The sequence below is a fragment of the Kurthia populi genome (genome assembly GCF_042686175.1).
In the GTDB taxonomy this organism is placed as follows: domain Bacteria; phylum Bacillota; class Bacilli; order Bacillales_A; family Planococcaceae; genus Kurthia; species Kurthia populi.
Map to the genome: position 1 here is coordinate 14,357 of NZ_JBHUOR010000045.1, position 17,531 is coordinate 31,887.

Below are 17,531 nucleotides of genomic sequence, written 5' to 3' on the forward strand. Positions count from 1 at the left end.
GTTCCTGTACGATAGCTTGCACCATGACAAGTCCTCCCTTAATAACGATTTTGGAATTTATTTCGAATAAATACGGCAATACTGTTCATAAAAATTAACAGCACCATTAACACTAAAATACCAGCCGCTGCAACATATTGGAATTCTTCTTGTGGACGCTTTGCCCAGTCAAAGATCAACATCGGTAACGCCGTAAATTCACTTAATACGCCTGCTGGTAAAAACTGCACGATAACGGGAATACCAATAACAACAAGTGGTGCTGTTTCACCGATTGCTCGTGATAATGCTAAAATACTTCCTGTTAGTACCCCTGGAATTGCTGCTGGTAGCACGACTTTACGAATCGTTTGCCACTTTGTTGCGCCCATACCATAAGATGCCTCACGAAGACTTCCTGGTACCGAGCGAATCGCTTCCTGTGCTGCCACAATAATGACGGGTAAAATTAATAAACTCATCGTTAAACCTGCTGCTAAAATACTTTTGCCCATGCCAAGCATTCGTACAAAAATCGTTAAGCCTAATAAACCGAATACAATCGATGGCACACCTGCCAGATTTGAAATATTCATTTGAATAAATGTCGTCAGCTTACTTTTTTTCGCATACTCTTCTAAATAAATCGCGGCACCTACACCAAGTAGAAGCGATACCGGTGCAACAACTGCTAGCATTGCAAGAGAGCCTACTAACCCGGCAAATACCCCTGCTTTCTCAGGAAAGCGTGATGAGAAATTTTGAAGAAAATCAAAGGATACATAACCAGCACCTTGTGTAATCATTCGATAAAGTAAAATGACTAAGGCAAGTAAGGCAAGTAAGGTTGCGCCAAGAAATATATTTTTAAAAACCGTATTTTTCACACGGCGCTTCGTCATCTGGCGCTCGACAACCTCATGATTAATATAAGCCATTTAGTATTCCTCCCTAAACTTCTTCGAAATCCATCCCGCAATTAAATTCATCATCAACGTAAAGATAAATAATGTGAAGCCTACTGCATAAATTGAGTAATAAATTGTCGTACCATATCCTGCATCACCCGTTGAAACTTGGACGATATACGCTGTCATTGTTTGAATAGAACCTTCTACATCAAAGTTAAATAATGGTGTTGAGCCACCTGCAAGTGACACGATCATCGTTTCACCAATGGCACGTGACATCGCGAGAACAATCGATGCAAGGACACCTGATAATGCGGCTGGTAGCACAACTTTTAAGGCCACTTCAAATTTTGTTGAGCCTAGGCCAAATGCCCCTTCACGCATCGCATTTGGAACGCTTGATAGCGCATCCTCTGAAAGTGAAGCAATTGTTGGTAAAATCATAATACCGATAATAATCCCCGGACTTAGTGCGTTAAAAATCTCTAGACTCGGAAATACCTTTTGAAGCATCGGTGTCACAAACGTTAAAGCAAAGAAGCCATAAACAATTGTTGGTACACCAGCTAATACTTCTAAAATCGGCTTAATCAGGCGACGAACTTTATCAGATGCAAATTCACTTAAATAAATCGCTACAGCAAGGCCAAGTGGAACTGCAACGATAATTGCAATACCCGTTACTTTCAGTGTTCCGATAACGAGTGGTAGCACCCCGTAGGAAGGATCCCCTGCAAAAGGTAGCCATTCCGTACCCGTAATGTACTCCCAGAAGCTAACACGCCTGAAAAATTCCACTGTTTCAAAAATCAATGTAAACACAATACCAATCGTTGTGAGGACAGAAACGGCTGCTGTAATAAACAGCAATATTGGTACTATTTTTTCTGCTTTGCGGCCAAGCCCCTTTTTTTTCTTGTCCGCAATCATTTGCTGCACATCGAGCGACTTTTCTCGTTTTTGTGAGACCAACTTCAAAGACTCCCTTCTATTTAAAAAGACGGCATGCTTTGCAGACCGTCTTTTTACCTGCTATATCGCTTACTTTTTAAATTCTTCTAATTTTTTCTTATCTTCTTCATATACGTTATCTGGTGATTTCACATAACCTACGCTCTCAGCCATCGCACCTGCATTTTCAAGCGCATATTCCATGAAATTATACATTGCTGGCTCCTCTAATGCTTTATTGTTTGCATAGACGAATAATGGACGAGAAAGCGGTGTATAATCGCCTGATTGGATCGTATCATGTGTAGGTTCTACGCCATCAATTTTCACAACTTTTAGTTTATCTTTATTCGCTTCGTAATAAGCAAATCCGAAGTAACCAATCGCATTTTTATCTGACTCAACACCTGTTACAAGAACATTATCATCCTCAGATAGCGTTGCTGATTTATCAAGTTGCTGTTCTTCAAGTACATCGTTTACAAAGTAATCGTATGTGCCGGAGTCAGTTCCTGGCGAGTAGAATTTAATTTCTTCATCTGGCCAGTCTTTGTTGATATCCGACCATTTTTTCTTTTTGCCGTTATCTACCCAGATCTCTTCTAGCTCTTTAACGGTCACATCCTCAATCCAATCATTATCTTTGTTAACAACGATTGAAATTCCGTCATAGGCAATCTCAAACTCTGTATAATCAATGCCTTTTTCTTTTAGTTTGGCCGCTTCCTCTTCTTTTACTGGTCGAGAAGCATTTGAGAAGTCTGTTTCGCCATTAATGAATTTTTCGAAGCCGCCACCTGTACCAGATACACCAACAGAAACTTGAACTTTTGGTTGAGTAGCTGCGTATTCCTCAACAATCGCTTCCATAATTGGTGATACAGTAGAGGAGCCATCGCCTGCAACTTTACCTTGCAATTGTTCTTCAGATTGTGCGCTTGTTGATGTTTCTGATGACGAATTACTCGCCTTTTGATCAGCGCCACACGCTCCTAGTAATAAAGCTGATGTTGCCATTGATGTCACCATTAGGTACTTCCATTTTTTCATTGTTACTTCCCCCTACACATGTCGTTTGTTATTCTTTACACGTTTAACTATAAAGAATGATTGTAAGGCTCGTATTTGAGTTATGTAAGGAAATATGAAAGCATTGTAAATTCCATGTAAATAAAAAAAGAGAACCGCTATAAAGCGATTCTCTTCCTATTATAAGCTTAACGAGTAATTTTATCTCCGACCGTTTGCTTTTGATCTTTTGTTTCTTGTTTTCTCAATTTAAAGAATGCATCTACTGCTTCACGTGCCATGAGGTTATTAGGCGTTGAATGCTCTGCAGTCGTAGACATCCATGGCATAATAACCGCATAAGCTACTTCTGGATTATCTTTTGGCGCGAAACCAATGTGAGATACCGTAATTGAATACGTACCATATTTCTCCTTTTTTGGACCGTAGTAAATTACTTCGGCTGTTCCGGTTTTACCGGCTGCTTTATATTTTGCATCCGAGAAGAATTTAGAAGCTGTACCGCTAGGCGTATTATAAACCATGCTCATACCTTCATGAACCTGATTGTATTCTGCCTGTGTATTATTCGTATGATTTAAAATAGTTGGTTCGATTTCTTTATCTAGTCTACCAAGTGTTTTACCATTTTCAGACGGCTCATGAATTTCTTTTAAAATATGCGGTGCAATACGATCCCCGCCATTTGCTACAGTTGACACATATTGTGCTAGTTGGAGCGGTGTATACGTATCATACTGCCCAATTGCTAAATCGAGGTATTTCCCTGGTAATGTTTCATTCCCTTTAACCCCAGTAAATTCGCCTGGTAAATCAATACCCGTTTCCACACCTAAACCAAAACGAGCATACCCATTACGCATTTTTTGGAAGTCAGCTGCTGTGATGCCATTAATACTTTGTTGGCCATAATCAATACCTGCTACTTTTAACGCTGTTTTAAACATATACACATTCGATGATTTTTGAAGCGCAACCTTATCACTGATAACACTTGATTGTGCACCTGATCGGTTATAAAGAGAAGATTTCGTCATGCCACCAAGCTTCATCGGTGCATCCAAAATACCTGTACCTGGTGTAATTGCACCATATGAATACCCTGTTAATAGCGTACCCGCTTTCACGACTGACCCTACTTCATACGATGATGTAAAGGCACCAATCGAATAATCCGTTACTTTCATTTTGCCAGATTCATCGGTTTCAAGCTTTTTGCCACTCATTGATAAGACTTCACCCGTATGTGGGTCCATCATTACAAGGAATGCACGGTCTAATAAACCGGCTGTGCCATTTGCTTTTGTTTTTAATAAGTATTTTTCAACAATACTATCCGTTTTTTCTTGTAATTTACTATCAATTGAAATGACTAAGTCTTTGCCAGCCTGCCCTTCTTTAATCGTTTTCGTATCAACGACTTGGCCGCTTGAATTTGTTTCACTTTTCACAACGGCTTTTTGACCTTGTAGTAATTCTTCATATTGTTGCTCTAAATAACTTTTACCAACACGGTCATTACGTGAGTAATCTCGTGCTAAATAATATTGCAACTTATCTGCCGGAATCCCTTCTTCAGGCGTTGTTGTTTTCCCTAAGATGGTTAAATCCGATTTTTTCTTACGTGCCCAATCTGTTGTTGTGTTAACGCCTGGTAAGTTATTTAATCTTTCAGATACAACCGCAAATTCTTTATCACTTACACCATCACTTTTAATAATCTGTGGCGATAAGTTATACCCTGCAACCATTTTGCTATAAATTGCTAATGTTTTTAAATCTGATTTGGTTAATGTTTTTAATTCTTTTTTCGTAATGCGATCTCGTGTAAGTTCATCGATTTTCGCTTGAATTTCAGATGTTTCGCCACCTTTTTTACTAATGGCTGCCTGCTCTTCTTTGCTAACTTTCTCCGCAGCAGCATCTGCATTTAAACGAATCCAATAATCTTTTTTGTCCCGCTCAGTCAACTTCGACGTATCCATTTTTATTAACTTTGATAATGCCATCGCTGTTTCTAACATCTCTGTTTGTTTCGTTGTAGGATATTTGGTGTACGTAATGGCATTTTTCGCTTCATTATCAACGAGCACTTTCCCATTACGATCATAAATACGGCCACGCGGAACACTTGTATTGACCGTTACTTCCTCAGTTTTTTGTAATTCCTTTACATAATCTTCACCTTTGACAATTTGCATGTAACCTAGGCGTAAAATTAAGACCGAAAATAGTACGAAAATCGAGAAGAAAAGAACATTCATTCGAAATGAAAGACTAGCGCGTTGGTTCGCTTTTGGATTCGCTGCGCGCTGCTTTTGTGCTTTTTGTTTTCGTCGCATCAAATTCCCCCCTTCTGCTCAATTCACAATTAGTAGTATATCATTTTTCACCTTAAAAAACATAAAGTCTTAGCGGGTTCACGCAATTTTTCGTCCATAAAAAAAGCACGCACCTTCATGACGTGAAGGGTACGTGCTTTGTTCCATTTAAAATGGATTATTTTGCAGCAGCGTAAAGTTCTGCTACTTTATCCCAGTTTACAACGTTCCAGAATGCAGCGATGTAGTCTGGACGTACGTTTTGATAGTTTAAGTAGTAAGCGTGTTCCCAAACATCAAGACCTAATACTGGTGTTTTACCTTCCATGATTGGAGAATCTTGGTTTGGAGTAGAAGAAATTTCTAATTCGCCGTTTGCTACTGATAACCAAGCCCAGCCTGAACCGAAGCGAGTTTTTGCAGCGTTAGCAAATTGTTCTTTGAATGCGTCGAATGAACCAAATTTAGCATCGATTGCAGCTGCTAATTCACCTTCTGGAGCGCCTTTACCGTTTGGAGTAAGTAAAGTCCAGAATAATGAGTGGTTTGCGTGACCGCCACCATTGTTGCGTACAGCTGTACGTACTTCTTCTGGTACAGCATCTAAGTTAGCAATGATTTCTTCAACAGATTTACCGTCGAATTCTGATTTGCCTTCTAAAGCGCCGTTTAAGCCTTGTACATATGTGTTGTGGTGCTTGTCATGGTGGATTTCCATAGTACGAGCATCAATGTGTGGTTCTAGTGCGTCAAACGCGTAAGGTAATTGTGGTAATTCAAAAGCCATAATTCAAATTCCTCCTTGAGATAAGTAAATATTAGTTTTTACACTCTTAGATTATCAAAAACTTCCCGGTTGTTCAAATAAAATTCACTGAAACTGCATATTTCAGCCTTTTGACTGAAATCCTAGTAAACTTCAAGGATTAGACAGCAATGACAAAAATGACAATCATGATAACTTGAATAATCCCTTTTGTAACAACGGATGTCAAGAATCCGATGAGTGAACCGAACCCAATTTTGCAGCTTGTTAAAAAATCTTTTCGACTAACAATCCATTCTGCGACTACAGCCCCAATAAATGGGCCTAATAGTATACCTGCGAACGGAATAACAAAAGGTCCGATTAATAAACCAATTGTACTTCCCCATACCCCTGCATTTGTGCCACCAAACTTTTTTACACCAATCCAGTTTGAAATGGCATCTGCCCCGAAAATTAATACTGTTAATAAAATTTCAATAAGCCAGAACCACCAAGGTAAATCACCGAAGTTGAAGAAGAGGCCATATACAATAAACCCTGCAAAGATACACACAACCGCTGGAATAATCGGATAAACTAACCCGGCAAATGCCGCAATAAATAATAGGATAATAATTGTCCACGCTAAAATTGTCATCAAACTCCCCCTTTCTTATTTTCTTATAGATGCTTCTGCAATATTGACACAATGGTCACCAATTCTTTCTAAATTGCTCATCATCTCACTAAATATAATACCCGCATGTGCCGAACATTCACCATGATTTAGCCGATGAATATGTTTTTTACGACTGGCCCGTTCCATTTCATCAACTTGTTCCTCTAGCAGCATAATCTCCGCACGTAGCGAACGGTCGGCCGTATCAAATAATAAAATTGCCTTCGCTATCATTTGTTCGGTCATTTCAAACATGCGATTGAGCTCTGTCATCGCAACATCACTAAAGGAACTGCGCTGATGCATTAAATCATCATAAAGCTCTACAATATTTTCTACATGATCGCCGATACGCTCCAAATCACGAATCGTTTCTAATAAGGTATGATGCCGTTCGGATTCAACTTTTGATAATTGGTGCGCTGAAATTTTGACTAAATAATTCGTAATCGTCTGCTCGCTGCTATTTAAAAACCCCTCAAGCTTTAACGATTTCGTTCGCAAGCTACTATCACCTGTATTCACATACTCTCGCATTGCTTGATAGCCCTGCTGGCAAATTGTTGCCATATGAATCGTTTCTTCTTTCGCTTGGCCAACTGCTAGCACCGGTGAAATCTCTACTAAATTACGCTCTAAATGGGTCGGCACGTAATCCGTATCAGATATATTCCCTTTAATACATTTTTTAATTATCCACATAATAGCTCCAATAAAAGGTAAGAGTACAATCGTCGTGACACTATTAAAAGTACCATGCGCAAAAGCGATACTCATACGTAAGCTTAAATCCGTTGTATGCTGTAGCCACGTAATATAACTAATAAATGGGGTCATAACGATGAAAAATAATATTGTTCCAAAAATATTAATGACTACATGTGATAATGCCGCGCGTTTTGCTGACGTTGCCATCCCAATCGAAGCAACGCACACCGTTAATGTCGTACCGATATTTTCGCCATATAAAATGGGCATCGCCGCTTCAAGCGAAACGCCCCCTTGCGCATATAAGCTTTGTAAAATGCCCACTGTCGCACTACTAGATTGCACAATAGCCGTTGTAATGATACCGAGTAGCATTCCTGTAACTGGCATTTCACTTAATTGTCCACTCCATTCTAAAAAGCGTGTGGATTGAATAACTGGTTTAATCGCTGAGTTCATCCAAGCTAAGCCGATAAACATCCCACCAAACCCGAATAAAAACTGTCCCATATTTTGAAACGTGTGACGCTTTGAAAAGTACACACTGAATGCGCCTAACGCTAGTATTGGAAAGGCAAAGTAGCCGATATTAAAGCCGAGTAAAAAAGCGGTCAATGTCGTACCAATATTGGCGCCTAAAATAATCCCGATTGATTGACGCAATGTCATAAAGCCGGCACTGACTAAGCCAATCGTAATAATGATGGCTGCTGTACTTGATTGTAAAATAATTGCTAAACCAATGCCGATGAGCACACCCATCATTGGATTTGCGGTATAGCGATGCAATAATAAGCGCAGCTGCTCGCCCGCCCAGTTTTGTAAACCATGTCCCATATACTTTAACGAAAATAAGAAAAACCCTAAGCCACCTATAAATTGAAACGCGGTTTGCCAATCCATTTTTGTCGTTCCTCCTAAGTCTTGATGTCACACTAAATTATGTACTACATGTAAATCATTTGTAAATCATTCCTTTTTTACTGTAAAGCACTGCAACTTTCCAATCAAATCCTTCGTTTACTGTAAGAAAAAGGCTTATACTTATGAAAGAACAAGTATTACAACATTAAAACACCACAAAAATGCTGTCTCAGACAATTTTTGTATACGAAATGTTTCTTTGTTGTCAATTCATAAAAAACACTGCTAAAATAGTGAATAGTGAAGGCAAAAAGCCTATGAAGGAGAGAGTTTTCATGAATGAAATCACACACCGTTCTAAAACACGCCCTGTACGTGTTGGGGATTTAACTATCGGTGGTAGCAATGAAGTCATCATTCAAAGTATGACAACAACAAAAACACACGATGTAGAGGCAACTGTAGCAGAGATTCTTCGTCTTGAAGAAGCAGGCTGTCAAATCGTTCGTGTCGCTTGCCCAGATGAACGCGCAGCAGATGCATTAGCAGACATCAAAAAACGTATCCACATCCCATTAGTTGCAGATATCCACTTTGACTATAAACTTGCCTTAAAAGCAATTGAAGCAGGCGTAGATAAAATTCGGATTAATCCGGGGAACATCGGTCGCAAAGAAAAAGTAGAAGCTGTCGTTAATGCAGCAAAAGCAAAAGGTGTACCAATTCGTATTGGTGTAAATGCCGGATCACTCGAACGTAAAATCGTTGAAAAATATGGTTACCCTACTGCAGATGGTATGGTTGAGTCTGCACTTCACCACATTAAAATCCTAGAAGATTTAGACTTCCACGATATTATCGTATCGATGAAAGCTTCTGATGTAAATCTAGCAATCGAAGCGTATGAAAAAGCCGCAAAAGCTTTTGATTACCCACTACACTTAGGGATTACAGAATCAGGCACATTATTCTCTGGTACAATTAAATCTGCTGCCGGTCTAGGTGCGATTCTTTCAAAAGGTATCGGGAATACATTACGTATCTCCTTATCTGCTGACCCTGTAGAAGAAATTAAAGTAGCACGTGAATTATTAAAAACATTTGGTTTAGCTTCTAATATTCCAACATTAATTTCTTGCCCTACTTGTGGACGTATTGAAATTGATCTAATCTCAATTGCTAACGAAGTAGAAGAGTATTTACAAACAATTAAAGCACCAATTAAAGTGTCTGTACTTGGCTGTGCCGTAAACGGTCCTGGTGAAGCACGTGAAGCCGATATTGGTATCGCTGGTGCGCGGGGTGAAGGTTTATTATTCCGTCACGGTAAAACTGTTCGTAAAGTTCCTGAAGAAACAATGGTTGAGGAATTGAAAAAAGAAATTGATATTCTTGCAGAAGAATATTATGCGAAACAAGCGGCTGCAAAAGAAGAAGCAACGAAGTAGTCATTCACTTAGGAGGGCATTCGATGAGTAAAAAATACAGCTTTGGTATTGATATCGACGGTACCGTGACAACGCAAGAATTTATGGTGCCCTATATTAACAAACACTTCAATACGAATGTAACTCTCGATGATTTTACAGAATACAATTTATTAAATGTTTTACCGATTGATGCGGTTGAATTTCAAAATTGGTTTTTAGCAACTGAAATTGAAATGTACACAAATCCACCTGTACAAAAATTTGCACATGAGACATTACAAAAATGGTATCCAAATGCTGCATTAAACTATATTACAGCCCGCCAAGACAACTCATTTGATGTCACAAATCATTGGTTCAAAAATCAACAGATACCGATGGATTCATTGAGTATTGTTGGCAATGCTAGTAAAGTAGCTGCTGCAAAAAAACATCAAGTTGAATTATTCTTTGAAGATAAATATGAAAATGCCATTCAATTGCATGAAGAATTAAATATTCCGATTATTTTATTCGATGCACCTTATAATCGTCTTACACTACCTAACGACGTGATTCGTGTCCAAAGTTGGCAAGAGGCTGAACGCTGGGTCGCAAAAGAATTTGGTATTTAATAAAAAAGAGGAAGTGCCTAATCGCACTTCCTCTTTTTTTATTAAGATACTTTTAATTTATATTTCTTTCCTGCATTTGAATAGTACACATAATTTTTATTAATATACACATTCGTGCTAAATTTCTTTTTCAACGTTTTTAATGACTTACCATTTGTTTTGATACTCGCTAAATAGCCACTGTTTGAATAATTGCTGAAATATAGTTTACCGTTATAATACGCTAAATCTTGTACACGAATTGCCGCTAAACGCTTATGCTTTTTCGTTTTTTTATTATATGAATAAAGCTGTTGATTTTTCTTATCATTCGCATAATAAATCATTGTGCCATTTATCGCTACAGAAGAGGTATCCTTCAAGAAATCATATTTTGTATCCGTTGCTTTTGGATAAAGTGTCGGCGTTGTTGCGACATGATCCTTATTTAACGTTTTATCGCTCAATAAGAAGTATTTATGTGACACGCTATTGGCACGATTTGGTACTGGGTCATTCCACGTGACATCTAAGTTATACCACTTACCGTCCACTTTTACTTTATTCCACGCATGATCTTGCGGATTGCCATCTTTATCATAAGCTACCCCTACGACATAACGTACTTCCATCCCTAATTCTTTTAATAATGCATATGCCGCCGTTGCGTAGCCCTGACAGACAGCCACTTTATCTTGCAATAAACCGTACGCTGTATAACGATCATCTGTTGTGCCACCGTATGTCGTATTTAATACTAAATAGTCATTCACTGCTTTTACACGGTCAAATTGACTTTTGTTATTCTTTTTAATCGTATTCGCAATCGTTTTTAATGTCGCATCTGCTTGCTGTTTTTTCGCTTTTGTTGTGAAATAATCAATATTTAATTTAAAATCGGCTGATACCGGTTTCCCCCCCACAGACTTTAATGAAGAGCTCGTTGAAACGCTTTGTAAGATGCCTAAAATTTCATCATTCCCATTACCAACAGCCATTGAAATTGGGGTGATATTACGATAAATCGATTCCACATCTGCACCAGTGTACGTTATTTCTAATAAACTATCCGCATTTTCCATTGCCTGCTCAATTGCTTTTTCCAAATCTTGCTTATTATCAATATTAACATTGACGGCTGAAGCACTCGTAGCTAGTGAGCCACACGCCAACATGCATGTTGCTGTTAAACTAACGAGCCATTTCGATTTCGTCATACGTATCGTCTCCTTTAGCATTTAATGAAACTATTATCATATAAAATATACATTTTAAATGTCTTTTGAATCATTATATACATTTATTATGTATCAAAAGAGCAATTAATGTCAATTTAACGTATTAGAACTTTAACTTCATTTCTCTCTTTTTTTGAACATGTACTTTATCATGTTTTTTAAATTTATAGAATCTTTTTACCCATTAAAATGTTTCTCAATCTATTCTTTATAACGATTTTATTTTCTCTGTAACTATTTTAGAGAAAAGGCCTTTCCACATAAAAAAGAGACTGGGGCAAAACATGTCATGTACCTTTTTTAATGTTCGCAACAAAAAAACGGAACCGCGCTAAAGCGCGATTCCGTTTTTCGATATACTCCGATGAGTGGTTGTTTTTACACATAGTCCCAGCTTCTAATATACTTAACTCTTTATTTTTTACGCCTTTTGACAGGCTGGACACTTACCGTAAATTTCAAATTTATGACCTTCAATTTCATAACCTGGCAATTGCTCTTGTAAGAAATCCATTGGGCATAAATGAATTTCGCGAATGCTACCACATTCCATACAGATAAAATGATGGTGATGATGCTCCGTTTCACAATGCATACGGAAATGTTTCTCACCCGATAGCTCCGTTTCCTCTAAAATCCCTAAGGACACGAATGTCGATAAGTTTCGATAGATTGTATCATAGCTCATCCCAGGATAATCTTTCTTCATTACATCAAGCAAATCACGTGCTGTTAAATATTTTTCGCTATCTGCAAACATCTCCAAAATTTGTTCACGCTTATCTGTTTTTTTAAATCCTTGCTCTTTTAATACTTCCCATGCTTTTGATACATTCATACTCTACTACTCCTTTCAGACACTTCGTTTTGTTGCGATTTTCTTCACAAGCATTGCCATTAATAAAATAATAATCGATGTAATAACAATCGTTCCACCTGGTGCTAAATTTAAATAAAATGCTGTCACAAGACCGACTAATACCGCTGTTTCACCAAAGATAATGGCATAAATAATCGTTTGCTTAAAGCTTTTCGCTAAACGAATCGCTGCCGCAACAGGTAATGTAATCAGTGAGGATACGAGTAAAATGCCGACAATGCGCATACTTGCTGCAATGACAAGGGCTGTAATGACCATAAATAACATATGAATGGCTTTTGTGCGTAAGCCGCTTGCCCGTGCATACTCCGCATCAAATGATGACACAAACAATTCTTTATAAAATAGTGAAATAAAGGCAATTACAACAATTGCAATAACGATGACTATCCATAAATCTTGACGACTTACAGCAGATACGGAGCCAAATAAATAACTAAACAAATCGGTACTAAAGCCTTGTGCTAACGAAATAAAAATCGCACTCAGGCCAAGTCCTGCAGACATAATAATTGGAATCGCTAATTCTTCAAAATGCTTATAAACGCCACGTAGTTTTTCAATTAATAGAGACCCTCCTACAGCAGAGGCAATCCCTAAGTAAAGTGGATTTAATGTTGCGAACCCAACAAGGGTTTGTGATAAATATAAACTTCCTGCGATACCCGCTAGTGTAACATGGCTTAGCGCATCGGCAATTAAGGATAAGCGTCGTACAACAATAAAGACGCCTAATAGCGGTGCTAAGACACCAATCACCATACCAGATAAAAAGGCATTTTGTAAAAAATCATATTGAAATATTGAGGAAATCATACACGTTCCTCCTGTTCAATTGAATAACTGTACCATGCACTGATTTGTTCTTTCGTCAGCGCCTCATAGCCTTCTTTTGAGCCATAGTAATGGATTTTACCATTAAGACAAGCCACATCCGTTACCGCGCTCTCTACAACGCCCATATCATGTGTGACGAGCACAAGCGTCATACCCTCTTTATTTAATTTCTCCATTAACTGATAAAAGATAGCGACATTTTCTTGGTCGACACCTACTGTTGGCTCATCTAAAATAAGCATTTTAGGCTTCGCGATAAGTGCTCTTGCAATAAAGACACGTTGCTGTTGCCCACCTGATAGCTCCCCGATATTACGATTTAAATACGGTAGCATATCTACTGCTTGTAAGGCCTCTCTTATCAAATCTTGTTGATTCGTTGCTTTACGTTTAAATAAGCCCAATTTTTTCGTTAAGCCACTTGCGACTACTTCTTTCACGGTCGCAGGGAATCCCCCATTAAAGGCATTCGCTTTTTGAGACACGTAACCGATCCACTCACGCTTTTTAAATTTCGATGCTTCTTCACCAAATAGATGAATCGCACCTGTTGTTGGCTTTAATAAACCTAAAATAATTTTTAAAAGAGTTGATTTCCCCGAGCCATTGGGGCCTAATAATGCGACGAAATCTCCCTCATTAATTGTTAAAGATAAGTGACTAAGCACTTTTGTATAGTCATATTGAAATGATATATTTTGCAACTCGATCAGGGGCTGCTTTATCATACACTTCTCTTCTTTCTAATTCAGAATCGTTACGATTTACAAATATTTAGTATAGCGAAAAAAGATTCTATTGTAAAGTAAAAATTCTTGTCTTTCATTGTTCATTAAAAAAAGCCAGCCATCGCCAGCTTTCTTCGTTTATTATCCGCGTAATGCATCGATTTGTTCTGGCTTAAAGTTGCCTGTGCGTAACATCTCGATTTCATATAAATACGGTGCTTTTGTATTCTTTTTATCCGGTCCTACCCATGGTGTTTCTAAAATTTTCGGTACCGCTTCGAATGCCTCATGATGTACAATACGATGCAGCGCTTCAAAACCAATATGACCAAAGCCAATATTTTCGTGACGGTCCTTATGTGCACCACGTTCGTTTTTACTATCATTAATATGCAGTACTTTAATATTTTTCAAGCCAATATAATGCTCGAACTCAGCTAGTACGCCATCTAGGTCTGCCACAATGTCATAACCCGCATCATGTGTATGACATGTATCAAAACAAACCGATAAACGATGATTATTATGCACACCATCAAAAATTTGTGCTAACTCTTCAAATGTACGACCACATTCTGAACCCTTTCCAGCCATTGTTTCGAGCGCAATTTGCACTGGCGAATCAACCGTTAACACTTCATTTAAGCCCTCGATAATACGTTTAATACCAACCTCAGCACCCGCTCCAACATGCGCTCCTGGATGTAGGACGATTTGTTTTGCACCTAATGCTTCTGTACGTTCAATTTCTTTTTGTAAAAATTCCACACCTAGCTCAAATACAGCCGGCTTCGTCGTATTACCTAAGTTAATAATATACGGTGCATGCACGACCATTTCCATAATGCCATGCTCTTCCATATGAAGTTGCCCTGGGATAATATTCAATTCTGAAATATCTTTACGACGTGTGTTTTGTGGTGCGCCTGTATAAATCATCATTGCTGATGCTTGATATGATGCCGCCTCTTCACTTGAGCCTAGCAACATTTTTTTGCCACTCATTGAAACATGTGAACCAATTAACATGAAAAAATCCTCCAATTCAACAAAAGAAACGCGCTTATGCATGAGCGCGTTTCCTTTCTTTTCGATAATAAAATTATAGCAATTTCCATCGGAACTTCCTATGAATATGCTTATTTCATACGTTGACGACTACGTTTACGACGTTCTTTTTTCTTGATTTTATCCATTTCCCAACGCATATTACGTTTATACCCTGGTTTAACTTTTTTCGGTTTACGAACTTTTGATTTTGCGATACGGTCGATTTCGTCTTCTTTACGTTCACGTTTTTCACGTGCATGACGTTCTTTCATATCGATAATTTCACCATTTTTAATATCTTTTGGTTTAAATTCAATACCGAATTTTTCTACTTCTACAATACGATGCTCTTCAGAAGGTTCAAAGATTGTAATCGCTAAACCTTTGTTACCCGCACGCGCTGTACGCCCTACACGGTGAACGAAGAATTCTAAGTCCTGTGGCAGTTCGTAGTTGATTACGTGAGATACACCTGGAATGTCAATACCACGAGCAGCAAGATCTGTTGCTACGATATATTGGAATTCTAAATCACGAACTTGTTTCATCATTTTCTTACGTTCACGAGGTGTTAAATCACCGTGAATACGTCCTGGCTTAATACCATTATGAGAAAGGAAGTTTGCTACGTAATCAGCTTGTTTACGTGTATTAACGAAAATAATCGCTAAATATGGGTTGATTGCTTTTGTGATTTCCAGTAATTTATCATTTTTTGATTTTGAACGAGTTGGAATCAAATAAAATTCTAAGTTTTCAGCAACTGGGCGTTTGTCATTCATTTCAACATGTACTGGTGAAGTCATGTATTTACGTAAGAATGGTTGTAAGCTTTCTGGTACTGTTGCAGAGAATACATACATTTCTAATGTATCTGGCATTTGGCTAGCGAATGTATCGATATCTTCAATGAAACCCATATCGAATGCTAAATCCGCTTCATCGACTACAAGCATATTAGCTGTATGAACAAGCAACGCTTGTACGTTCACTAAATCGCGAATACGTCCTGGAGTCCCTACGACGATTTGAGGTTGCGTTTTTAGTTTATCGATTGAGCGTTGTTTATCTGTACCACCGATGAATAATTTCGTCTGGATATCTGTGCCTTCGACAAGTTTAGCTAACTCAATGTGAATTTGCGTAGCAAGCTCACGAGTTGGTGCAGTAATAACTGCTTGGACTTCTTGTTTGTCCTCTACAATACGTTGTACGATAGGAATTAAGAAACTATGTGTTTTCCCTGTACCTGTATGCGCTTGACCAATTGCGCTTTTTCCTTTTAAGATAAGCGGAATGATCTCCTTTTGAATAGGTGTTGGTTCTGTAAAACCTAATTTCGCGATTGCGTCACGCAAAAATGGTTTAAATTGATAATCTGTGTACTTTGACATTTTGTCACTCCTTACTTCATTCCCTCATTGTAACATGCTTTCGTTCGAGAATCCATTTGACTATAATAGCTTTTTGTATGTTTTTCGTCAATAAAATCTTCAAATTGTCAAAACTTTGTATAACGTAAAAACGTCCGTTATAATAGAACCGATGAATGTTTCTTTATTTTTAGATGAAGAAACCACTCGAAAGGAGTTAAATAATTTATGAAAGTCACAAAAATTACCCCACGAGGATATTGCTACGGTGTTGTCGATGCGATGGTCATTGCGCGAAATGCCGCATTAGATAAATCATTACCACGCCCTATTTTTATTTTAGGTATGATTGTACACAACAAACATGTAACAGATGCCTTTGAACAAGATGGCATTATCACATTAGATGGTCCAAATCGTTTAGATATTTTAAATCAAGTCGAGAGTGGTACTGTTATTTTTACAGCACATGGTGTATCACCTGAAGTACGTGAATTAGCACGTAAAAAAGGGTTAGTTTCTATTGACGCAACTTGTCCTGATGTAACGGTTACACATACGTTAATTGAAGAAAAAACAGCAGAGGGATACGATATTATTTATATCGGTAAAAAAGGCCATCCAGAGCCTGAGGGTGCTGTCGGCGTTGCGCCAGACCGCGTCCACCTCGTGCAAACAGTAGCAGATATTGAGGCACTTGAAATCGAGAATGATAAATTACTCGTAACAAACCAAACAACGATGAGTCAGTGGGATGTTATGAGTTTAATGCAAACATTAACATTAAAATTCCCAACAATTGAAGTACATGAAGAAATTTGTTTTGCTACACAAGTTCGTCAAGAGGCGGTTGCTNAAGTTTCGGAAGAAATCGCTGGTACACCATCTCACCGCATTGCTGATTTATCTGAACTAAAATTAGAATGGCTAGAAGGTGTTGAAAATGTAGCCGTAACAGCAGGTGCTTCTACACCAACACCAATCGTTAAAGAAGTGATTAAATTCTTAGATCAATATGACCCAGAAAACCCAGAAACACACGCCATCGAACGTCATATTACACTGGATAAAATTTTACCAAAAATTAAAGAACCAAAACCTGTTAAACGCATTGAGCCATATTAATGCGATAAACAAAAAAGAGCCTAGGAAAAAACATGTCATTTTCCTTTTTTAGCGTTCGCAACGAAAAACCGGAACCGCGCTACAGCG

16 protein-coding genes are annotated in these 17,531 nt (G+C 38.2%); 3 read left to right on the forward strand and 13 right to left on the reverse strand.

Annotated elements, in window-relative coordinates; genetic code table 11:
• Positions 1 to 38 precede the first annotated feature (38 nt).
• The 7 genes from pstA to ACFSY7_RS09895 form a co-directional block, all read right to left on the reverse strand.
• Positions 39 to 917 (reverse strand): phosphate ABC transporter permease PstA, encoded by an 879-nt coding sequence (pstA, locus tag ACFSY7_RS09865; RefSeq protein ID WP_126990286.1) that lies wholly within the window; start codon positions 915 to 917, stop codon positions 39 to 41.
• Complete coding sequence (gene pstC / locus ACFSY7_RS09870; protein ID WP_380147730.1) at positions 918 to 1,862, reverse strand: phosphate ABC transporter permease subunit PstC; 945 nt, start codon at positions 1,860 to 1,862, stop codon at positions 918 to 920.
• A gap of 69 nt (positions 1,863 to 1,931) precedes the next feature.
• The gene (locus ACFSY7_RS09875) at positions 1,932 to 2,891 is read right to left on the reverse strand and encodes a PstS family phosphate ABC transporter substrate-binding protein (protein ID WP_139992369.1); all 960 of its coding nucleotides are present in this window, start codon (positions 2,889 to 2,891) and stop codon (positions 1,932 to 1,934) included.
• A 167-nt stretch (positions 2,892 to 3,058) separates the two neighbouring features.
• Positions 3,059 to 5,212, reverse strand: a complete 2,154-nt coding sequence (locus ACFSY7_RS09880) for a peptidoglycan D,D-transpeptidase FtsI family protein (RefSeq protein ID WP_380147731.1) — start codon at positions 5,210 to 5,212, stop codon at positions 3,059 to 3,061.
• A gap of 157 nt (positions 5,213 to 5,369) precedes the next feature.
• Positions 5,370 to 5,978, reverse strand: a complete 609-nt coding sequence (locus ACFSY7_RS09885; protein ID WP_126990289.1) for a superoxide dismutase — start codon at positions 5,976 to 5,978, stop codon at positions 5,370 to 5,372.
• Positions 5,979 to 6,117: 139 nt separating this feature from the next.
• Entirely contained in the window at positions 6,118 to 6,597 is a 480-nt protein-coding gene (locus tag ACFSY7_RS09890; RefSeq protein WP_139992373.1) for a DUF456 domain-containing protein, read from the reverse strand.
• A 15-nt stretch (positions 6,598 to 6,612) separates the two neighbouring features.
• Positions 6,613 to 8,229, reverse strand: coding sequence for a Na/Pi cotransporter family protein (locus tag ACFSY7_RS09895; protein WP_126990291.1), 1,617 nt, complete (start codon positions 8,227 to 8,229; stop codon positions 6,613 to 6,615).
• 296 nt (positions 8,230 to 8,525) lie between these two features.
• On the opposite strand from ACFSY7_RS09895, the gene ispG reads away from it, so the two are divergent.
• Complete coding sequence (gene ispG, locus ACFSY7_RS09900) at positions 8,526 to 9,638, forward strand: flavodoxin-dependent (E)-4-hydroxy-3-methylbut-2-enyl-diphosphate synthase (RefSeq protein ID WP_126990292.1); 1,113 nt, start codon at positions 8,526 to 8,528, stop codon at positions 9,636 to 9,638.
• 23 nt (positions 9,639 to 9,661) lie between these two features.
• A complete protein-coding gene (locus tag ACFSY7_RS09905) occupies positions 9,662 to 10,234 on the forward strand; it encodes a 5' nucleotidase, NT5C type (RefSeq protein WP_126990293.1) in 573 nt (190 codons plus the stop codon).
• 41 nt (positions 10,235 to 10,275) lie between these two features.
• Here the strand turns inward: ACFSY7_RS09905 and ACFSY7_RS09910 are convergent, their stop codons facing one another.
• From ACFSY7_RS09910 to ACFSY7_RS09935, 6 genes are all read right to left on the reverse strand, one after another.
• Positions 10,276 to 11,430, reverse strand: coding sequence for a transglutaminase domain-containing protein (locus ACFSY7_RS09910; protein ID WP_380147732.1), 1,155 nt, complete (start codon positions 11,428 to 11,430; stop codon positions 10,276 to 10,278).
• A 442-nt stretch (positions 11,431 to 11,872) separates the two neighbouring features.
• Positions 11,873 to 12,289, reverse strand: coding sequence for a Fur family transcriptional regulator (locus tag ACFSY7_RS09915; protein ID WP_126990295.1), 417 nt, complete (start codon positions 12,287 to 12,289; stop codon positions 11,873 to 11,875).
• A 15-nt stretch (positions 12,290 to 12,304) separates the two neighbouring features.
• Positions 12,305 to 13,147: a metal ABC transporter permease gene (locus tag ACFSY7_RS09920; protein ID WP_380147734.1), complete on the reverse strand. Its 843-nt coding sequence runs from the start codon at positions 13,145 to 13,147 to the stop codon at positions 12,305 to 12,307.
• Positions 13,144 to 13,893 (reverse strand): metal ABC transporter ATP-binding protein, encoded by a 750-nt coding sequence (locus tag ACFSY7_RS09925; protein WP_380147765.1) that lies wholly within the window; start codon positions 13,891 to 13,893, stop codon positions 13,144 to 13,146. Before ACFSY7_RS09925 ends, ACFSY7_RS09920 begins: the two co-directional genes overlap by 4 nt.
• A gap of 144 nt (positions 13,894 to 14,037) precedes the next feature.
• Entirely contained in the window at positions 14,038 to 14,925 is an 888-nt protein-coding gene (locus ACFSY7_RS09930) for a deoxyribonuclease IV (RefSeq protein ID WP_139992375.1), read from the reverse strand.
• A gap of 110 nt (positions 14,926 to 15,035) precedes the next feature.
• Positions 15,036 to 16,340, reverse strand: coding sequence for a DEAD/DEAH box helicase (locus ACFSY7_RS09935; RefSeq protein ID WP_126990298.1), 1,305 nt, complete (start codon positions 16,338 to 16,340; stop codon positions 15,036 to 15,038).
• A 207-nt stretch (positions 16,341 to 16,547) separates the two neighbouring features.
• Here ACFSY7_RS09935 and ispH point away from each other — a divergent pair, with 207 nt between their 5' ends.
• On the forward strand, positions 16,548 to 17,444 hold the full coding sequence (gene ispH / locus ACFSY7_RS09940) for a 4-hydroxy-3-methylbut-2-enyl diphosphate reductase (RefSeq protein WP_380147737.1): 897 nt from the start codon (positions 16,548 to 16,550) through the stop codon (positions 17,442 to 17,444).
• Positions 17,445 to 17,531: the final 87 nt, after the last annotated feature.

Coding starts and splice junctions, on each gene's coding strand:
- pstA (WP_126990286.1), bottom strand. CDS start 917: ATGGCTTATATTAATCATGAGGTTGTCGAGCGCCAGATGACGAAGCGC.
- ACFSY7_RS09905 (WP_126990293.1), top strand. CDS start 9,662: ATGAGTAAAAAATACAGCTTTGGTATTGATATCGACGGTACCGTGACA.
- ACFSY7_RS09880 (WP_380147731.1), bottom strand. CDS start 5,212: ATGCGACGAAAACAAAAAGCACAAAAGCAGCGCGCAGCGAATCCAAAA.
- ACFSY7_RS09915 (WP_126990295.1), bottom strand. CDS start 12,289: ATGAATGTATCAAAAGCATGGGAAGTATTAAAAGAGCAAGGATTTAAA.
- ACFSY7_RS09885 (WP_126990289.1), bottom strand. CDS start 5,978: ATGGCTTTTGAATTACCACAATTACCTTACGCGTTTGACGCACTAGAA.
- ACFSY7_RS09920 (WP_380147734.1), bottom strand. CDS start 13,147: ATGATTTCCTCAATATTTCAATATGATTTTTTACAAAATGCCTTTTTA.
- ACFSY7_RS09910 (WP_380147732.1), bottom strand. CDS start 11,430: ATGACGAAATCGAAATGGCTCGTTAGTTTAACAGCAACATGCATGTTG.
- ACFSY7_RS09875 (WP_139992369.1), bottom strand. CDS start 2,891: ATGAAAAAATGGAAGTACCTAATGGTGACATCAATGGCAACATCAGCT.
- ispG (WP_126990292.1), top strand. CDS start 8,526: ATGAATGAAATCACACACCGTTCTAAAACACGCCCTGTACGTGTTGGG.
- ACFSY7_RS09930 (WP_139992375.1), bottom strand. CDS start 14,925: ATGTTAATTGGTTCACATGTTTCAATGAGTGGCAAAAAAATGTTGCTA.
- ACFSY7_RS09935 (WP_126990298.1), bottom strand. CDS start 16,340: ATGTCAAAGTACACAGATTATCAATTTAAACCATTTTTGCGTGACGCA.
- ACFSY7_RS09895 (WP_126990291.1), bottom strand. CDS start 8,229: ATGGATTGGCAAACCGCGTTTCAATTTATAGGTGGCTTAGGGTTTTTC.
- ACFSY7_RS09890 (WP_139992373.1), bottom strand. CDS start 6,597: ATGACAATTTTAGCGTGGACAATTATTATCCTATTATTTATTGCGGCA.